This is a genomic window from Nocardioides sp. NPDC054178, from assembly GCF_055585005.1.
Genome location: NZ_JBVJKY010000004.1, coordinates 272870 through 287905 on the forward strand (window position 1 = coordinate 272870; position 15036 = coordinate 287905).

Sequence of the window (15036 nt, forward strand, 5' to 3'; positions counted from 1 at the left end):
GTAGGACTATCCGGTCGTTCAGATAGGGCGCGTAGTCCTACGAACGACGTGTTACAGGGGATTCGGCCGCCCGGATCCGCCGATCCAGGCGCGGGTACACCCGGCGGGCGTTGGCCTCGGTCAGGTCTGCGAGCTCGGCCTGGGTGAGGCCGTGGCGGGCGGCGTACGTCTCGACGTAGCGGCGGGTGTCGTCGAAGTGGTGACCGGTGTCGGGGTCGACGCCGCGTACGGCGCCGATCATCTCCGAGGCGAAGAGCACGCTGCTGTGCGGAATCACGTCGAGGAGGAGGTCGATCCCGGGCTGGTGGTAGACGCAGGTGTCGAAGAGGACGTTCCTCATCAGGGTCTCCGTCGGGTCCGGCTTGCCGAGGGCCTGGGCGAGGCCGCGGAAGCGGCCCCAGTGGTAGGGGACCGCGCCGCCACCGTGGGGGATCACCAGGCGCAGGTCAGGGAAGTCCGCGAAGAGGTCGCCGGTGAGCAGCTGCATGAACGCGGTCGTGTCGGCGTTGAGGTAGTGGGCACCGGTGGTGTGGAAGGCCGGGTTGCAGCTGGTGGAGACGTGGATCATGGCCGGTACGTCGAGCTCTTCGAGCTTCTCCCAGATGGGATACCAGGACCGGTCGGTCAGGGGAGGGGAGTCCCAGCGGCCGCCGGACGGGTCGGGGTTGAGATTCACCGCGACCGCGCCGAGCTCGGTGACCGCCCGCTCGAGCTCGGCGACCGTGGTCGCGGGGTCGACGCCGGGTGACTGCGGGAGCATCGCGCCCGCGGCGAACCGGGTCGGGTAGAGCTCGGCGACCCGGGCGCACAGGTCGTTGCAGATCCGCGCCCACGCCGTGGAGGTCGCGAGGTCGCCGACGTGGTGGGCCATGAACGAGGCCCGCGGGGAGAAGACGGTCAGGTCGATGCCGCGCTCGTCCATCTGCCGCAGCTGGTTGGCCTCGATCGTCTCGCGGATCTGGTCGTCGGAGATCTGCGGGCCGGCCGGATCCGGGGCGGCGCTGGGGTCGGTCAGCGCAGCCACCTGTGCGTCGCGCCACGAGCCCAGCGGCGCCGGTGCGGTCGTGTAGTGGCCGTGGATGTCGATGATCATGCAGGGGTCTCCTGGGTCCAGATGGAGCTCGGGACCATGGCCTGACCGGCCATGATCAGCCGAGCCGTACGCAGCAGGGCGGATCGGGTCACGCGGGTCGGGTCGTCGGGGTCGAGGCCGAGCGTCACGCTGAACTCGCCGGTGGGGTGCTCGACGCTGAGCGTGGTCTCGGACCCGTCCGGCGTCGTGGTGACCGTGGGCAGCACCGCGAGATCATGGGCGACCGAGCCCGGCAGCACGGCCGCGGTCGCGGCGGTGACGGCGGCCAGGACGCCGATCGAGCGGTGGGTGCGGTGGGGGATCAGGCTGCGGGTGCTGATCGCGCCGCCGTTCCTCGGGGCGGAGACGAGCGTCATCTTCGGGAAGGGCCTGCTCGTCACGTCCCCCAGACCCATCGCGCGGCCGGTGAGGAGTCGCAGCGTCTCGATCCGGGCCCGGAGCGCCTCGTCGGCATCGATCTCCTCGGGGCTCTCGGCGCCGGTCGCGCCCAGAGCCCGGGCATCGACGATCACCAGCGGCTGGCCGTTGTCGATCAGGGTCACCTCGACCGGGCCGACGCCGGGGACCTCGACGGTGTCGCGTACGTTGCCGGTCGGCAGCAGGCTCCCGGCGACGGAGCCGGCGGTGTCGAGGAACCCGATCCGCACCGGCGCGGCCGTCCCGGGGACGCCGTCGATGCGGGCGTCGCCGTCGTAGCGTACGAAGCGCTGCCCGTCCGGGCCGGCCGGCGTCTGCACGGTGATCTCGGCGACCGCGCCGGTGTTGCGGGTGAGGACGCGGGCCGTGGTGGTGTCGCCGGCGGGAGTGACCATGCCGGTCTCGATCGCGAAGGGCACGACAGCGGCCAGCATGTTGCCGCAGTTGGGGGTCGTGTCGACCTGGTCCGAGTCGGGCTGGAGCTGGGCGAAGGTCCACTCGATGTCGATGCCCTGCTCGTTGCCGGCGGCACCGGGCGCGACGATACCGGCCTTGCTGGTCAGGGGGTGGCCGCCGCCGATCCCGTCGACCTGGAGGGGGTCGGGCGAACCCATCGCCGCCAGCAGCACCGCGTCGCGCTGCGTGGTGTCCGCGGGCAGGTCGCGGGCGTCGAAGAACGGTCCCCGCGAGGTCCCGCCGCGCATGAGGAGACACCGCACGGGTGTCTGGTTTCGAAGGTGTGGGGCATGACGCACGTCACAGACCATAGATCATCAACAAGATTGTTAGCAATCTCGTCAACGAAAATCTGTGCGGTGTCGGTCAGCGGGGTGTGGCTCCGGTGCGCAGCAGGTCGAGGGTGCGCGGCTCGATGAGGGTGGAGAGCGTGACCACGCTGGTCGAGCGGACGACGGCGTGGGACTGGTCGATGCGAACGAGCACCTCCTGGAGCTTCGCGTGCGACCCGGTCGCGACCTTGCAGAAGACGTCGAAGGAGCCCGTGGTGACGTACGCCTCCAGCACCTCGGGGATCTCGGCGAGGTCGCGGCGTACGTCCTCGAGGGCTCCTTGGGAGATCTCCAGGGTCACGAACGCCTGGACGGCGTGCCCGGCCGCGGCCGGGTCGATCGTCGGCGCCCAGTCGCGGATCACGCCGGCCTCGGCCAGCTTGCGCAGCCGGCTCTGCACGGTGGCGCGGGCGACGCCGGCGACCCGGGAGAGCTCGAGGTCGCCTACCCTCGGGTGGGCGTGCAGAGTCTCCAGCAGGGTGACGTCGAGGTCATCGAGGTTCATGGCTCGATGGTAGTCAGATTGACTAGCAAGATGCGATCCGCGCTGGTCGGATTCGACAGATTGCTTAGTGCGCAGTGGTCAACTTGTTTGGTGTGACTCGGCCCACTTGACTTGCCCGCATGACGCTTGCAGACACCCTGACCAACCAAGAGAAGCTCGCCGGACTCGGGCTGGCCGAGCTGGAGCAGCTCGTCGGCCTGGTGGCCTACGACGACACCTCCGACCCGTTCCCGGTCACCGGCTGGGACGCGGTCGTGTGGGCTGTCGGCAACGCCACCCAGACCGCCCACTTCTTCCAGAGCGCCTTCGGCATGGAGCTGGTCGCCTACTCCGGTCCCGAGACCGGCAACCGCGACCACCACTCCTACGTGCTGCGCAGCGGGGGAGTGCGGTTCGTGATCAAGGGCGGCGTCGCGCCGGAGAGCGAGATCATCGCCCACCACGCCCGCCACGGTGACGGGGTCATCGACATCGCCCTCGAGGTGCCCGACGTCGACCGCTGCATCGAGCACGCCCGCAAGCAGGGCGCCCGCGTCCTGGAGGAGCCGCACGACGTCAGCGACGAGCACGGCACCGTACGCATCGCCGCCATCGCCACCTACGGCGAGACCCGCCACACCCTGGTCGACCGCTCCGGCTACGACGGCCCCTACCTGCCCGGCTATGTCACCCGCTCCTCGACGCTGAAGAAGCCCGAGGGCGCCCCGAAGCGCCTCTTCCAGGCGCTCGACCACGTCGTCGGCAACGTCGAGCTCGGCAAGATGGACGAGTGGGTCGACTTCTACGGCCGCGTCATGGGCTTCACCAACATGGCCGAGTTCATCGGCGACGACATCGCCACCGACTATTCCGCGCTGATGTCGAAGGTCGTGGCCAACGGCAACCACCGGGTGAAGTTCCCGCTCAACGAACCGGCGATCGCCAAGAAGAAGTCGCAGATCGACGAGTACCTGGAGTTCTACCAGGGCCCCGGCGCCCAGCATCTCGCGCTGGCCACCGGCGACATCCTGGCCACCGTCGACGCGCTGCGCGATGCCGGCATCGAGTTCCTCAACACCCCCGACTCCTACTACGAGGACCCCGAGCTGCGCGCCCGGATCGGTGAGGTGCGGGTGCCGATCGAGGAGCTGCAGTCCCGCGGCATCCTGGTCGACCGCGACGAGGACGGCTACCTGCTGCAGATCTTCACCAAGCCGATCGGCGACCGCCCCACGGTCTTCTTCGAGCTGATCGAGCGCCACGGCTCCCTCGGCTTCGGCAAGGGCAACTTCAAGGCCCTCTTCGAGGCCATCGAGCGCGAGCAGGAGCGCCGCGGCAACTTCTGACCACCGCTGGTCGAGCCGCCGGAGCCGCTAGGCGGAGGCGTGTCGAGACCAACACGGTCGCGTACGAACTGTGTTGGTCTCGGCACCGGCTCGCTGGCGCTACCGGGCTCAACCGACGGGTCGCCGGTCAGCCGGCCTGGGTGACCAGGCGGACCGGGGCATTGCCGGCGCCGTAGCCGTCATAGCGCTCGCGGCGCTCGACGAGCTCGAAGAAGACCTCGCCGACGGTCTCGGTGTAGCAGTGCAGGTATTCACCGTCGGCGTCGCGGTCGTAGAGCAGATCGAGCTCGCGCAGGGTGGCGACGAGGTCCTCGGGCAGAGCGAAGCGGGCGACCAGGTCGTCGTAGTAGTTGCCCGGCACCTCGAGCGGTCGCAGGCCACGCTCCCTGGCGGCCGCGACGACGCCGATGATGTCGTGGCAGGCGAGCGCGATGTGCTGTGCCTGGCCCTGCTGTCCTGCCTGGGGCTGCCCGGTCGGGAGCAGGTTGAGCGGAAGACGTACGCCGCCGGCCGGTGAGCTCATCACCTGGCTGCGGACGAGGCCGGAGGGGCCGGCGACCTCCTGCGTCGGCTGCGGGGTCAGCGACAGGACGCTGGTGTAGAAGAGGACCGCCTCGTCGAAGCTGTGCCAGGGCTGGACCAGGTTGACGTGGTCGATCCGTGCTGCCTGGCGGTCGGAGCTCGCCGCGCCGCCGTCGAACTCGCCGATCCAGTCCTCCGCATGGGAGAGGAACACCTCGGTGCCGTCCGGAGAGGTGAAGGCGCGCAGGGCCTTCTCGCCGGCGTACGTCCGGCGGTGGACCGGCGGCGCCATCAGCCGCGCGGCGCGCTCTGCGGCCGGGTCCGAGTCGGCAAGGTCGAAGCCGACGGCGGCGATGTGTGGCTCGGGGGAGGCGCTGGGGACGTCGTTGCACACGATGCGGGCCTCGCCCCAGGTCCACAGGCGGACCTGTTTGCTGCGGTGGCGGCCGCCGAAGTCGAAGCCGAGCTGCTCGAGCAGCACCTCGACCCCGGAGGTGTCCGGCGCCTTGATCTCGACGAAGTCGAAGGCTTCCGGCGCGGCCACCTCGGGCAGCCGGGGGAGCGGTCCGGCGGAGAGGCCGGCCTCCTCGCCCAGCAGGTCGGCGGTGCGGTCGGCGAGCCAGCGCAGCGAGCGCTGGGCCTGACGAGCGGTGCGCACCGGGTCGGTCTGACGGAAGGTGTCGTTGAAGACCTCCAGCGAGAGCGGACCGTCGTAGCCCGCGCGCAGGACGTGGCCGAGGAAGGCCGGCAGGTCGAAGCTGCCCTCGCCGGGGAAGAGCCGGTGGTGGCGGCTCCAGGAGAGCACGTCCATGCTCAGCGCGGGAGCGTCGGCGAGCTGGAGGAAGAAGATCTTCTCGGCCGCGATGTCCTCGATCTGCTTGGGGTCGTGGCCGCGGGAGAGGATGTGGAAGCTGTCCAGGCAGACCCCGACGTTGGGGTGGTCGGCGAGCTCGACGATGCGCCACGAGCGCCGGTAGTCGTCGACGAACCGTCCCCAGGCCAGCGCCTCGTAGGCGAGCCGGATGCCGTACGTCGCCGCGAGCTCGCCCAGCCGTCGCAGCTGTCCCGCGGAGACCTCGTCGTCATCGACGGTCGCGGTGCCGACGTTGCTGCAGACCAGCATCAGGTCGATGCCGAGCCGCCGCATCAGTCGGAACTTCGCCTCGGCCCGGTGCAGCACGTCGCCGAACGCCGCCTCGTCGACGCCCTCGGCGTCGCGGAAGGGCTGGTAGAGGTCGAGGGTGAGCCCGAGCCGGTCGGCCAGCGCCCGGATCTCCTCGGGGGACTGGGGCGCGGCGATGAGGTCGGGCTCGAAGATCTCGATCGCGTCGAAGCCGGCCTCGGCCGCGGCGTACATCTTCTGGACCAGGCCGCCGCTGAGGCAGACGGTGGCGATCGAGGTGCGCATGGGTCTCCGTTCGTGGCTAATGTACGAAACGGTACATACATTGTCGCGCGATGGGAAGTGGATCGTGCTCTAGGCTCGGGGCATGGTTCAGTCGCGTGATGCCGAACGCACCCGGTCCGAGCTGCTCGAGGTTGCCACCGAGGTGTTCTCGGAGCAGGGCTACTCGGGCGCCCGGGTCGACGAGATCGCCGAGCGCACCCGCACCACGAAGCGGATGATCTATTACTACTTCGGCGGCAAGGAGGGGCTGTTCCTGGCCGTGCTCGAGGCTGCCTACCGCCGGATCCGCGAGCTCGAGCAGAGCCTGCACGCTGGTGATCTCGAGCCCGTCGATGCGATCCGTCGTATCGCCGAGCTGACCTTCGACCACCACGTCAACCACCCCGACTTCATCCGCCTCGTCTCGGTCGAGAACATCCACCGTGGCCGGCACATGGAAAAGGTCGAGTCGCTGCGCGAGCTCGGCGCCCCGGCTGCCAGCGTCCTCGACGAGGTCCTCGCCCGCGGCCGCGCGTCCGGTGAGCTCCGCGCCGACGTCGACGCGGTCGACGTGCACATGATGATCAGCGCCTACTGCGTCTTCCAGGTCGCCAACAGCGCCACCTTCGGCTTCCTGTTCGGTCGCGACATGCTCGCCCCCGACGTTCGCGAGCGTCACCGCCGCATCCTCGGCGACATCGTCGTTGGCTGGCTCACCGCCTAACGCCGAAGAGTCAGTTCTCGACGCCGAGAGGTCAGTTCCTGACGCCGAGAAGTCAGTTCTCGACGTCGAGAAGTCAGTGTTCGTACGCCGGCGAACACTGACTTCTCGACGTCGAAAACTGACCTCTCGCGTTCAAGAGTCGACCTCTCGGCGTCAGATTTCGACGTCTCGCGGGGCGGGGTGAGCCTGGGGAGGGGTTGACGACCCGGGGCGTGATGTGATCCCCTTCACTCTCGTAACGTACTAGTTCGTACATTAAGGATCGCCCAGATGAAGTCTTCGTTTCTTGTCGGCCTGATCGGCGCGGGCGTCGGACCCTCGCTGAGTCCGGCGCTGCACATGCGCGAAGGGTTCGAGCACCGGCTGTCGTACGTCTACAAGACGCTCGACATCACCGATCTGGGGATCCCGGCCGAGGGTGTGGGTGACCTGATGCGGGAGGCCCGGCGACTCGGCTTCGACGCGCTCAACATCACCCACCCGTGCAAGGAGCTCGTGATCGAGCACCTCGACCGGCTCGATGAGACCGCGGCCCGGCTCGGTGCGGTCAACACCGTGGTCTTCACCGAGCAGGGTGCGGTCGGCTACAACACCGACACCACCGGCTTCGGCCACGCGCTGCGTACCGGGATGCCGGACGCCCCGCTCGGCACCGTCGTGCAACTGGGTGCGGGAGGGGCGGGCTCGGCCGTCGCTCACGCGCTCGTGGGCCAGGGTGTCGAGCGGCTGGTCATCGCCGACATGGACCTCGACCGCGCCCAGGCGCGGGTCGAGGAGATCCGGCGCCATCACCCCGAGAGCACCGTCGAGGCGAGCCACGTCGACAAGCTGCCGGCGCTCGTCCCCGACGCCGACGGACTGGTCAACTGCACCCCGGTCGGCATGGCCGACCACCCCGGTACGCCCCTGGACACGAGCCTCCTCCGCCCCGACCTGTGGGTGGCGGACATCGTCTACCGGCCTCTGGACACCGCGCTGCTGCAGGCGGCGCGTGAGGTCGGCTGCCGGACGCTCCACGGAGGCCACATGGCGGTCTACCAGGCCGTCGACGCCTTCCGGCTGATCACCGGCATCGACCCCGATGCCGAGCGGATGCTCGCCCACCTGCGCGAGCTGGCCGCGGCCGGCTGACCTCGTCCGAGAACTCGAAGAGCCACACCCAAACCACCCCCACAGCCCGCGGTCAGGACCGCGGGACAGACCCCGAGGAGGACCCGATGGCGGGACCTGTCACCGAGAACCAAGAAGGCAAGACCCCGGTCCGGGCCGCGCTGGCCAGCTTCATGGGCAGTGCTGTCGAGTACTACGACTTCTTCGTCTTCGGCTCTGCCGCGGCGCTGATCTTTCCGCACGTCTTCTTCCCCAGCGCCGGCGACGCCGCGCTGGTGATGTCGTTCGCGACGTTCGCCTTCGCGTACGTCGCCCGTCCTGTCGGCGCGGTCTTCGTCGGTCACTTCGGTGACCGGATCGGCCGCCGCAAGGTGCTGCTGTTCACCCTGCTGCTGATGGGTGGCGGCACGTTCCTGATCGGCTGTCTGCCGACCTATGACCAGGCCGGCTGGATCGCGCCCGCGCTGCTGGTCTTCTGCCGTCTGCTCCAGGGGCTCTCGGCCGCGGGCGAGCAGGCCGGCGCCAGCTCGCTCACACTCGAGCACGCCCCCGACGACAGGCGCTCCTTCTACACGTCCTGGACGCTCACCGGCACCCAGGGTGGCCAGATCCTGGCCGCTCTCGTCTTCATCCCGGTCGTCGCGCTGCCCGACGACATCAAGTACAGCATCGGCTGGCGGATCCCGTTCTGGCTCTCCGCGATCGTGGTCGTGGTGGCCTTCTTCATCCGTAGCCGCCTCAACGAGACCCCGGAGTTCGAGGAGGCCAAGGCCAACAACGAGGTCGCCAAGCTGCCCCTCGCCGTGCTGCTGCGTGACCACTGGGCCGACGTGCTGCGGGTCATCTGCTGCGCCTTCATCGCGGCCGTCTCCACGGTCTTCGGCAACCTGGCCATCGCCTACGGTGTCGCGGTCGGCATGGTCGACTCGATCACGCTGTGGCTGGTCGTTGCGGCCAACGTCGTCGCGCTGTTCACCCAGCCGATGTTCGGCCTGCTGGCCGACCGGATCGGCCGCAAGCCCGTCTTCATCTACGGTGCCGTGGCCAGCGCGGTGATGATGCCGTTCTACCTGCTCTCGATGAGCCAGGGCAGCGAGCTGCTCGTCTTCGCGCTCGCGATCGTGACCTTCTCGTTCGGCTACGCGGCCGCGAACGCGACCTGGCCCTCGTTCTACGGCGAGATGTTCTCGACCCCGGTGCGCTTCTCCGGCGTCGCGATCGGCACCCAGATCGGCTTCCTGCTGGCCGGTTTCACGCCGTCGATCGTCACCGCTCTCGGTGGCGTGCAGGAGGGCGGCTGGGTCGTCACCGCGGGCTACACCGCGGTCGTCTGCCTCGTCGCGTCGATCGCCGCCCTGACCGCCCGCGAGACCAAGGACGTACGCACCGCCGACCTCGGTCTGCGGTCGGCGCCGGCTCCGCAGGGTGCCGCCGCCTGACGACCCCTCCGCTGGTCGAGCCGCTCGCGGCTCGACCAGCGGCATCACTGCCCGCGGCGGTGTCGGTTGCGGCGGCGTACGACGTCCTCGAAGTCCGCGACCGGGCCCAGGTGACCCAGCTTCTCGGGGTTGGTGACCGAGCGGATCCGCTGGATCTGGCCGTCGAGGATGTCGAGGGTCCAGGTGCCGAGGATGGCGCCGTCGGCGTCGCGGAGGATGGCACCCGGCTCGCCGTTGAGCTCGCGCTGCTCCAGGCGGGCGCCGATGGCCAGCAGCGGCGGGACCGCCGCGATCAGGATGCGCGCGGCCTTCTCGGCACCGAATCGGCCACCCACGCCACCGGCCACACCACCACCGTCGTTGACGGTCTCGACGTCGGCCGCCAGCAGCGCCTGGAGCTGGCCCAGGTCGCCGTCGCGCAGCGCGTCGAAGAACCGGCTGGACAGCTCGGCCCGCTTGCGCCGGTCGGCCTCGAACCGCGGCTTGCCCTCGTCCATGTGCCGCCGGGCCCGGGAGGCGAGCTGACGGCAGGCGGCCTCGGAACGGTCGACCGCCGCGGCGATGTCGGCGAAGCCGAAGTGGAAGACCTCGCGCAGCACGAAGACCGCGCGCTCCAGCGGGCTGAGCCGCTCGAGCAGCAGGAGCGCGGCCATCGAGACCGAGTCGGCCAGCTCCGTCGCACGCTCGGGACTGGCGTAGAGGTCCGCATGATCATCGACCCCGGTGTCGGTCGGCAGCGGCTCGGGGAACCACGGCCCGACGTACGTCTCCCGCCGCACCCGCGCCGAGCGCAGCACGTCGAGGGAGATCCGGGTGACCACGGTCGAGAGGTACGCCTTGAGCGACTCGGGCTCGGTCGAGGCGTTCTCCAGCCTGATCCAGGTCTCCTGCACCGCGTCCTCGGCCTCGCTCACGCTGCCGAGGATCCGGTAGGCGATCGAGAACAGCAGCGGGCGGAGCTCCTCGAACTCGATCTCTGTCTGTGGTGTCACGATGGTCCTCATCTCCAGGCTCGGTCGACATCTTCCACCCTGGGACGAGACAGCGCCTGGGACTGTGACATCCGGACGCGCCCGGCGCGCGAACGGTCCTTGAACCCGAAGGCGGATCCCGGCCGGCGTGCTTCCATCCCGAGCGCCCAGACCGTGCTGCGGCAGACCAGCTCCTTGACCTTGGCCGCGGGCAGACCACGGAGGTGCGCACCCACGGCGGAGTCGTCGCGGCGGGCGAAGTTCACCAGTCCCAGCCCGCGGCCGATGCTGATGCACTGACCCACGAACCCGATGCTGACCGGCTCCGGGTTCGCGCCGGCGAGCCGGGTGAGCACCGTCTCCGCGGCCAGCGGCCCGAGCTGGTTGGCGGCCTGGCAGCTCATCCGGTACGCCATCCCCGACGGCGCCGCGGCGTCCCCGGTCGCGATGATCCGGTCGTCGTCGACGCTGGTCAGGGTCTCGTCGGTGACCAGCCGGCCGAGCTCGTCGGTGGTCAGCCCGCTGGCGCGGGCCAGGTCCGGCGCGGCGAAGCCAGCAGTCCAGATCGTGACCTCGCTGGGCAGCTCGCGGCCGTTGTCGAGCCGTACGTGGCCCTTCGTCACCTCGGCCACCCGGGCTCCCTCGACGATGCCGACGCCCAGCCGCCGCAGGGCGCGCTCGGCGACTGCTCGGCCTTTCTCGTGCAGCCACGGACCGAGCCTGTCTCCGCAGATCAGAGTCACGTTCCGGCCCGCCTCGGCGAGCTCGGAGGAGACCTCGATGCCAGTCGGGCCACCGCCGACGACGACCACCGGGGCGTCGGCCGGAGCCGCGCCCAGCGCCACCTTCAGGCGGGTCGCCTCCTCGTAGGTCGAGACGCCGAAGGCGTGCTCCACGGCGCCCTCCACCCGGGTCGTTCCCGAGCTTCCGACGGCGTAGACCAGATAGTCGTACGCCAGCTCCTGCCCGCTTCCGAGCGCGACCGTCCGCGCCCCCGCGTCGATGGATCCCACGGTGTCGACCACCAGGCGCACCCGCTCGCCGAGCACGTCGGCGTAGGCCACCACGGCCTCCGAGGACCCGGCGGCCAGCTGGTGCAGCCGGATCCGCTCGACGAAGTGGTCGCGCGGGTTGACCAGGGTGATCGCGACGTCGTCGCGCTTGGTGAGCCGGTTGGCGGCCATCACACCGGCGTACCCGCCGCCGACGACCACCACGTGGGGCTTGCTCAGGGATTCGTTCTGCTTCTCGAGGTTCATACCCCTAGGACACCGGGAGCCTGCCGGCTGTGACAGCGTGCCGCGCCTCGTCAGCGGTCGTTGCTCAGGCTCGGTCGGTCAAGAAGGCGTCGAGCCCCTCGAGGTCGTCGGTGTTGATGTGGTCGACGCCGGCGGCCAGCAGCTCGCGCCAGACCGCCTCGCGGGCGGCCGCGGCCGTGTCAGGTGTCGCCCAGAACCGCACCCGGTAGCCCTGCGAGTGGGCGTGGTCGACGATCTCGTGGAGCCGCCGGCGCTCGGTCTCGGGCATGGGGCCGATGCCCTGCCAGGTGAACACCTTGGTCCAGTTGTCGCTGACCAGGGGCATGAGGGACGCAGGGCTGCCGGAGTAGAGGTCGCTCATCCGGCCGTCGTAGAAGCCGAACCGCTCGGTCCTGTTCCGCATCGTCTCCAGCGGCCGGTCACCGCTGATCACGGCCTTGACCGGCCCGTCCTTGACGGTCCCGTCCTCGTAGCGGGTGAAGAGCTCCTCGTAGCCGGCGAGCTCGTCCTCGATCGCCGCGCACGTCGCTTCGCCGGTGTTCTTGACGTCGATCAGGAGCTGGAAGGTGCCGTCGTACCCCGGGTAGACGTCGCGTCCCCGGCCCTTGACGAGCTGCTTGAGCGGCTCGAGGTAGAGACTCTCCAGGGTCCGTGTGGGGTCGAGGTCCACGGCATCGTGCGCGACCAGGAGCTCACCGTCGACCAGCCACACGTCGGCCTCGACGCTGGTGAACCCGCTGGCCAGCGCGTCGTGGAGGGGACGCTCGTGCTCGTAGTCGTTGTGCGCATGAGCCTGCGGGTGCGGCGTGCCGAGCTCGGTCCCGCTCGCGGTCGCGGCGGTGGGGGAGAGGAACGCCGCGGCGGCGAGGATCGCGGCCAGGGAACGGACGAAGGTACGCATCAGGATCTCCATCGGTGAGGGTGGCCCTCAACCTGTCCTGGTCACGTGATGCGGTGGCAACCGGCGTACGACGGCTGCTTGAACTCCTCCCGACGCAGCACCAGCGGTGGCGGCCGGAGCTCAGCGGAGGTCAGCGGAGCAGATCGGTGAGGTCGATCTTGACCGGGAACGGCACCGGGACGTCGAGCCGGTCGCGGAAGATCCCGATCGGGACGTAGGTGTGGGTGAGGTCGTCGCGCTCGTAGACATGGATCGCCGGCGCACCGTCCTCGTTCTCGATGCGCCAATAATGGGAGATGCCCGCCTCGGCGTACTTCTGCGGCTTCACCGCCCGGTCGCGATGCTCGGACTCCGGCGAGACCACCTCGACCACCAGCACCACGGAGTCGGCATCGTAGAACGAAGCCTGGTCGGAGATCCGTGCCGTGCTCACCAGCACGTCCGGCTCCGGCCGGTTGCGCCTGTCGAGCACCACCGTCAGCTCCCGATCCACCTCGAACCCGTCGGGAGCCTGCGCCGTCAGCGCGTTGGTCAGGGCCGTGACGAGCCGACTGTGCCAGCGGCGCTGCGGTGACATATTGAAGACCAGGGCTCCGTCGATGAGTTCGGTATGACGCGGCGCCTCGACGAGCATGTCGAGGTCTTCGGAGTACCACCCCTCCTCACGGGGAGGGTGCATCCACTCGGGCAACGCGGTCATGTTTCGAGGATACCGCCTGATTCTTCTCGAGGATCGCGTAAGCATCTGTTCCCTCGTGGGTTCGCCGCCGACCCTTGCTTCGAGTGTTTCTCGATCACGCACCGCGTCAAGGACAGGGTGCGCCCGCCGCTTCGCGGTGGCCTGCGGCCATCCTTGACCCGGTACCCGATCGAGAAAGATTTCGCCTGTATCGGGTCGGCGGCGAGGGTGTGGCGCAGCGGATTCAGTTGGGCACGGGCCTGAGGCTGTGGCTGGCGTCCACGAGAGCTCGAGGTCTCATCGTGTGCACACCAGCTGAAGCCCCACCTATCCGAACTCTTCCCCCTGCATCGGGAGGCTCCCCATGCTCCGGAGCAGGGGAACCGCCGTGCGGGTGGGGGAAGTGTCCGCACGGGTGGTGAACACGTGCGGATACGGGCCGGCACAACGGTGGCCCGGCCGGGACGACGCAGGACTCGGGCCGGTTCAGGGGCGGCGGGTGAACCGGATGGTGCCATCCGGTAGTCGCTCATGAACATAGGCCGGGTTGTGCGCGAGCCGGTGATGATGGGGACACAACAGTGCCCCGTCCTTCAGGTCGGTCTTCCCGCCGGCGGCCCACGGGTCGAGATGGTGGGCATCGCACCACTCCGGCGGCATGTCACACCCTTCGGCCTGGCAGCACTTCTGCCGCAACCGGAGTGCCTTGCGCTGGATCGGCTGGAAGAACCGACTTGCTCGACCGGCGTCGAGGACCTCACCGTCTCCACCGAGGACCCAGGGGATGATGGTGGCGTTGCACGCCATCCGCCGGGCCTCGGCCGCGCTGATCGTGGCCCCGTTGGTCTCGTCATAGCCCAACGTGGCGACCCCGAGGTCCTTACGCAGCTCCTCCAGCGAGATGACCACGTTGACCACGGTGGCGTCACCCCCATGGCGGGGCAGCGCAGCCGGGTCGATGGTCTCCAGCAACCGGGAGAACCCCTGCCCCATCAGCCGTTCCCACGGCGGCAACGGGCTGCCCTTGGCGACCAGGTGCTGTTTGCGGGGCTGGGCGTAGGCCTCGACCATCCGCTTGAACCGCATCCCGATCGAGGTCGGGAGGACACCCTCGAACCCGATGGTCCCGTCGTGGTTGTCCCACACCCGCAGCGCGGTCTTCTGCTGGGCCCGTTCCTCCTCAGCGAGGAGGGCTTTGGCTTCGGCGTCCTCGAACCGGACCGGGTCGATCTCGACCAGGATCCGTTTGCCCACGATCCGCAGTTGGTTCACGGTCAACTCACCGGCGTAGTCGACCAGCAGCTTCTCCGCGAGGATCAGGTGCTCGGGACTGGTGACCGGGTCGGTCTTGATCTTGTCCAACGCCCTCGTGATCACCCGCGCCTTGTCCAACGACACCACCCCCTCAGCCAGCCCGGCAGCCACCAAGTCGTACCTGGCCACCCTGGTCGCCAGTTTGATCTGCGAGCGCGCCTCGCCCTTGTCGATGAGCAACTCTGCCCGCATCCACCCCGAGGCATCCTTCGCGCCGGTCTCCTCCGCGATGTCCCCGGCGCTGGCGAGCACCTGAACACTGACCGCGCCCAGCTTGGCCTGGAGCTTCTCCAGCCGCTTCAACGCGTCTTTCTTCTGCCCGGTGCGCCAGTAGGCGGGGTTCCTGGTCAGCAGTCTGTCGAGGGCGGTTTCGATGGCGGCAAGTTCGGTGTCGATCGCACCGGGGTTGGTTCCCCAGTGGTCGATGTCGGGCCCGAGACTCATCGCCGTCGCTTCCTTCAGAGGTGTGTTGTGATGGCTCTGATTCTACGCCTCAAGCAGCCTCTCGGCTACCTATTTTCCCTGATCAAGCCGGGTTTTCGCGGTGAGCGAACGGCGTCGTTCTTGTGGATGGTAAGTGGCCCGAAGGGCCACCCTTCACG

13 protein-coding genes are annotated in these 15036 nt (G+C 69.3%); 4 read left to right on the plus strand and 9 right to left on the minus strand.

Features of this window, described 5'->3' with window-relative positions; all coding sequences use genetic code 11:
• Positions 1-37: 37 nt before the first annotated feature.
• Genes ACZ6WN_RS17265 through ACZ6WN_RS17275 form a run of 3 tightly spaced genes read right to left on the minus strand, consistent with a single transcriptional unit; the run spans position 38 to position 2803 of the window.
• Positions 38-1093 carry an amidohydrolase family protein gene (locus ACZ6WN_RS17265; RefSeq protein WP_465866218.1) on the minus strand — a complete coding sequence of 352 codons (1056 nt, stop codon included), beginning with the start codon at positions 1091-1093 and terminating at the stop codon, positions 38-40.
• Complete coding sequence (locus ACZ6WN_RS17270; RefSeq protein ID WP_465866219.1) at positions 1090-2277, minus strand: 4-oxalomesaconate tautomerase; 1188 nt, start codon at positions 2275-2277, stop codon at positions 1090-1092. Before ACZ6WN_RS17270 ends, ACZ6WN_RS17265 begins: the two co-directional genes overlap by 4 nt.
• 55 nt (positions 2278-2332) lie before the next feature.
• Positions 2333-2803, minus strand: coding sequence for an Lrp/AsnC family transcriptional regulator (locus ACZ6WN_RS17275; protein WP_465866220.1), 471 nt, complete (start codon positions 2801-2803; stop codon positions 2333-2335).
• Positions 2804-2922: 119 nt separating this feature from the next.
• On the opposite strand from ACZ6WN_RS17275, the gene hppD reads away from it, so the two are divergent.
• On the plus strand, positions 2923-4128 hold the full coding sequence (gene hppD, locus ACZ6WN_RS17280; protein ID WP_465866221.1) for a 4-hydroxyphenylpyruvate dioxygenase: 1206 nt from the start codon (positions 2923-2925) through the stop codon (positions 4126-4128).
• A gap of 127 nt (positions 4129-4255) precedes the next feature.
• Here hppD and ACZ6WN_RS17285 read toward each other — a convergent pair whose 3' ends face one another.
• Positions 4256-6058, minus strand: a complete 1803-nt coding sequence (locus ACZ6WN_RS17285) for a bifunctional sugar phosphate isomerase/epimerase/4-hydroxyphenylpyruvate dioxygenase family protein (RefSeq protein ID WP_465866222.1) — start codon at positions 6056-6058, stop codon at positions 4256-4258.
• Between the two features lie 82 nt (positions 6059-6140).
• Between ACZ6WN_RS17285 and ACZ6WN_RS17290 the strand changes: the two genes are divergently transcribed.
• The 3 genes from ACZ6WN_RS17290 (at position 6141) to ACZ6WN_RS17300 (ending at position 9310) form a co-directional block, all read left to right on the plus strand.
• Positions 6141-6761 carry a TetR/AcrR family transcriptional regulator gene (locus ACZ6WN_RS17290; protein WP_465866223.1) on the plus strand — a complete coding sequence of 207 codons (621 nt, stop codon included), beginning with the start codon at positions 6141-6143 and terminating at the stop codon, positions 6759-6761.
• A 270-nt stretch (positions 6762-7031) separates the two neighbouring features.
• Positions 7032-7892 carry a shikimate dehydrogenase gene (locus ACZ6WN_RS17295; RefSeq protein ID WP_465866225.1) on the plus strand — a complete coding sequence of 287 codons (861 nt, stop codon included), beginning with the start codon at positions 7032-7034 and terminating at the stop codon, positions 7890-7892.
• 86 nt (positions 7893-7978) lie between these two features.
• Positions 7979-9310 carry an MFS transporter gene (locus tag ACZ6WN_RS17300; RefSeq protein ID WP_465866227.1) on the plus strand — a complete coding sequence of 444 codons (1332 nt, stop codon included), beginning with the start codon at positions 7979-7981 and terminating at the stop codon, positions 9308-9310.
• 44 nt (positions 9311-9354) lie between these two features.
• Here ACZ6WN_RS17300 and ACZ6WN_RS17305 read toward each other — a convergent pair whose 3' ends face one another.
• The 5 genes from ACZ6WN_RS17305 to ACZ6WN_RS17325 form a co-directional block, all read right to left on the minus strand.
• The gene (locus tag ACZ6WN_RS17305) at positions 9355-10302 is read right to left on the minus strand and encodes an RNA polymerase sigma-70 factor (protein ID WP_465866228.1); all 948 of its coding nucleotides are present in this window, start codon (positions 10300-10302) and stop codon (positions 9355-9357) included.
• An 8-nt stretch (positions 10303-10310) separates the two neighbouring features.
• Positions 10311-11540, minus strand: coding sequence for an NAD(P)/FAD-dependent oxidoreductase (locus ACZ6WN_RS17310; protein ID WP_465866229.1), 1230 nt, complete (start codon positions 11538-11540; stop codon positions 10311-10313).
• Between the two features lie 64 nt (positions 11541-11604).
• Positions 11605-12441 carry a phosphatidylinositol-specific phospholipase C/glycerophosphodiester phosphodiesterase family protein gene (locus tag ACZ6WN_RS17315; protein ID WP_465866231.1) on the minus strand — a complete coding sequence of 279 codons (837 nt, stop codon included), beginning with the start codon at positions 12439-12441 and terminating at the stop codon, positions 11605-11607.
• A 130-nt stretch (positions 12442-12571) separates the two neighbouring features.
• A complete protein-coding gene (locus ACZ6WN_RS17320; protein WP_465866232.1) occupies positions 12572-13141 on the minus strand; it encodes a Uma2 family endonuclease in 570 nt (189 codons plus the stop codon).
• 465 nt (positions 13142-13606) lie between these two features.
• Positions 13607-14878: an HNH endonuclease signature motif containing protein gene (locus ACZ6WN_RS17325; RefSeq protein ID WP_465866233.1), complete on the minus strand. Its 1272-nt coding sequence runs from the start codon at positions 14876-14878 to the stop codon at positions 13607-13609.
• Positions 14879-15036: the final 158 nt, after the last annotated feature.

Coding starts and splice junctions, on each gene's coding strand:
- ACZ6WN_RS17265 (WP_465866218.1), bottom strand. CDS start 1,093: ATGATCATCGACATCCACGGCCACTACACGACCGCACCGGCGCCGCTG.
- ACZ6WN_RS17270 (WP_465866219.1), bottom strand. CDS start 2,277: ATGGTCTGTGACGTGCGTCATGCCCCACACCTTCGAAACCAGACACCC.
- ACZ6WN_RS17275 (WP_465866220.1), bottom strand. CDS start 2,803: ATGAACCTCGATGACCTCGACGTCACCCTGCTGGAGACTCTGCACGCC.
- hppD (WP_465866221.1), top strand. CDS start 2,923: ATGACGCTTGCAGACACCCTGACCAACCAAGAGAAGCTCGCCGGACTC.
- ACZ6WN_RS17285 (WP_465866222.1), bottom strand. CDS start 6,058: ATGCGCACCTCGATCGCCACCGTCTGCCTCAGCGGCGGCCTGGTCCAG.
- ACZ6WN_RS17290 (WP_465866223.1), top strand. CDS start 6,141: ATGGTTCAGTCGCGTGATGCCGAACGCACCCGGTCCGAGCTGCTCGAG.
- ACZ6WN_RS17295 (WP_465866225.1), top strand. CDS start 7,032: ATGAAGTCTTCGTTTCTTGTCGGCCTGATCGGCGCGGGCGTCGGACCC.
- ACZ6WN_RS17300 (WP_465866227.1), top strand. CDS start 7,979: ATGGCGGGACCTGTCACCGAGAACCAAGAAGGCAAGACCCCGGTCCGG.
- ACZ6WN_RS17310 (WP_465866229.1), bottom strand. CDS start 11,540: ATGAACCTCGAGAAGCAGAACGAATCCCTGAGCAAGCCCCACGTGGTG.
- ACZ6WN_RS17315 (WP_465866231.1), bottom strand. CDS start 12,441: ATGCGTACCTTCGTCCGTTCCCTGGCCGCGATCCTCGCCGCCGCGGCG.
- ACZ6WN_RS17320 (WP_465866232.1), bottom strand. CDS start 13,141: ATGACCGCGTTGCCCGAGTGGATGCACCCTCCCCGTGAGGAGGGGTGG.
- ACZ6WN_RS17325 (WP_465866233.1), bottom strand. CDS start 14,878: ATGAGTCTCGGGCCCGACATCGACCACTGGGGAACCAACCCCGGTGCG.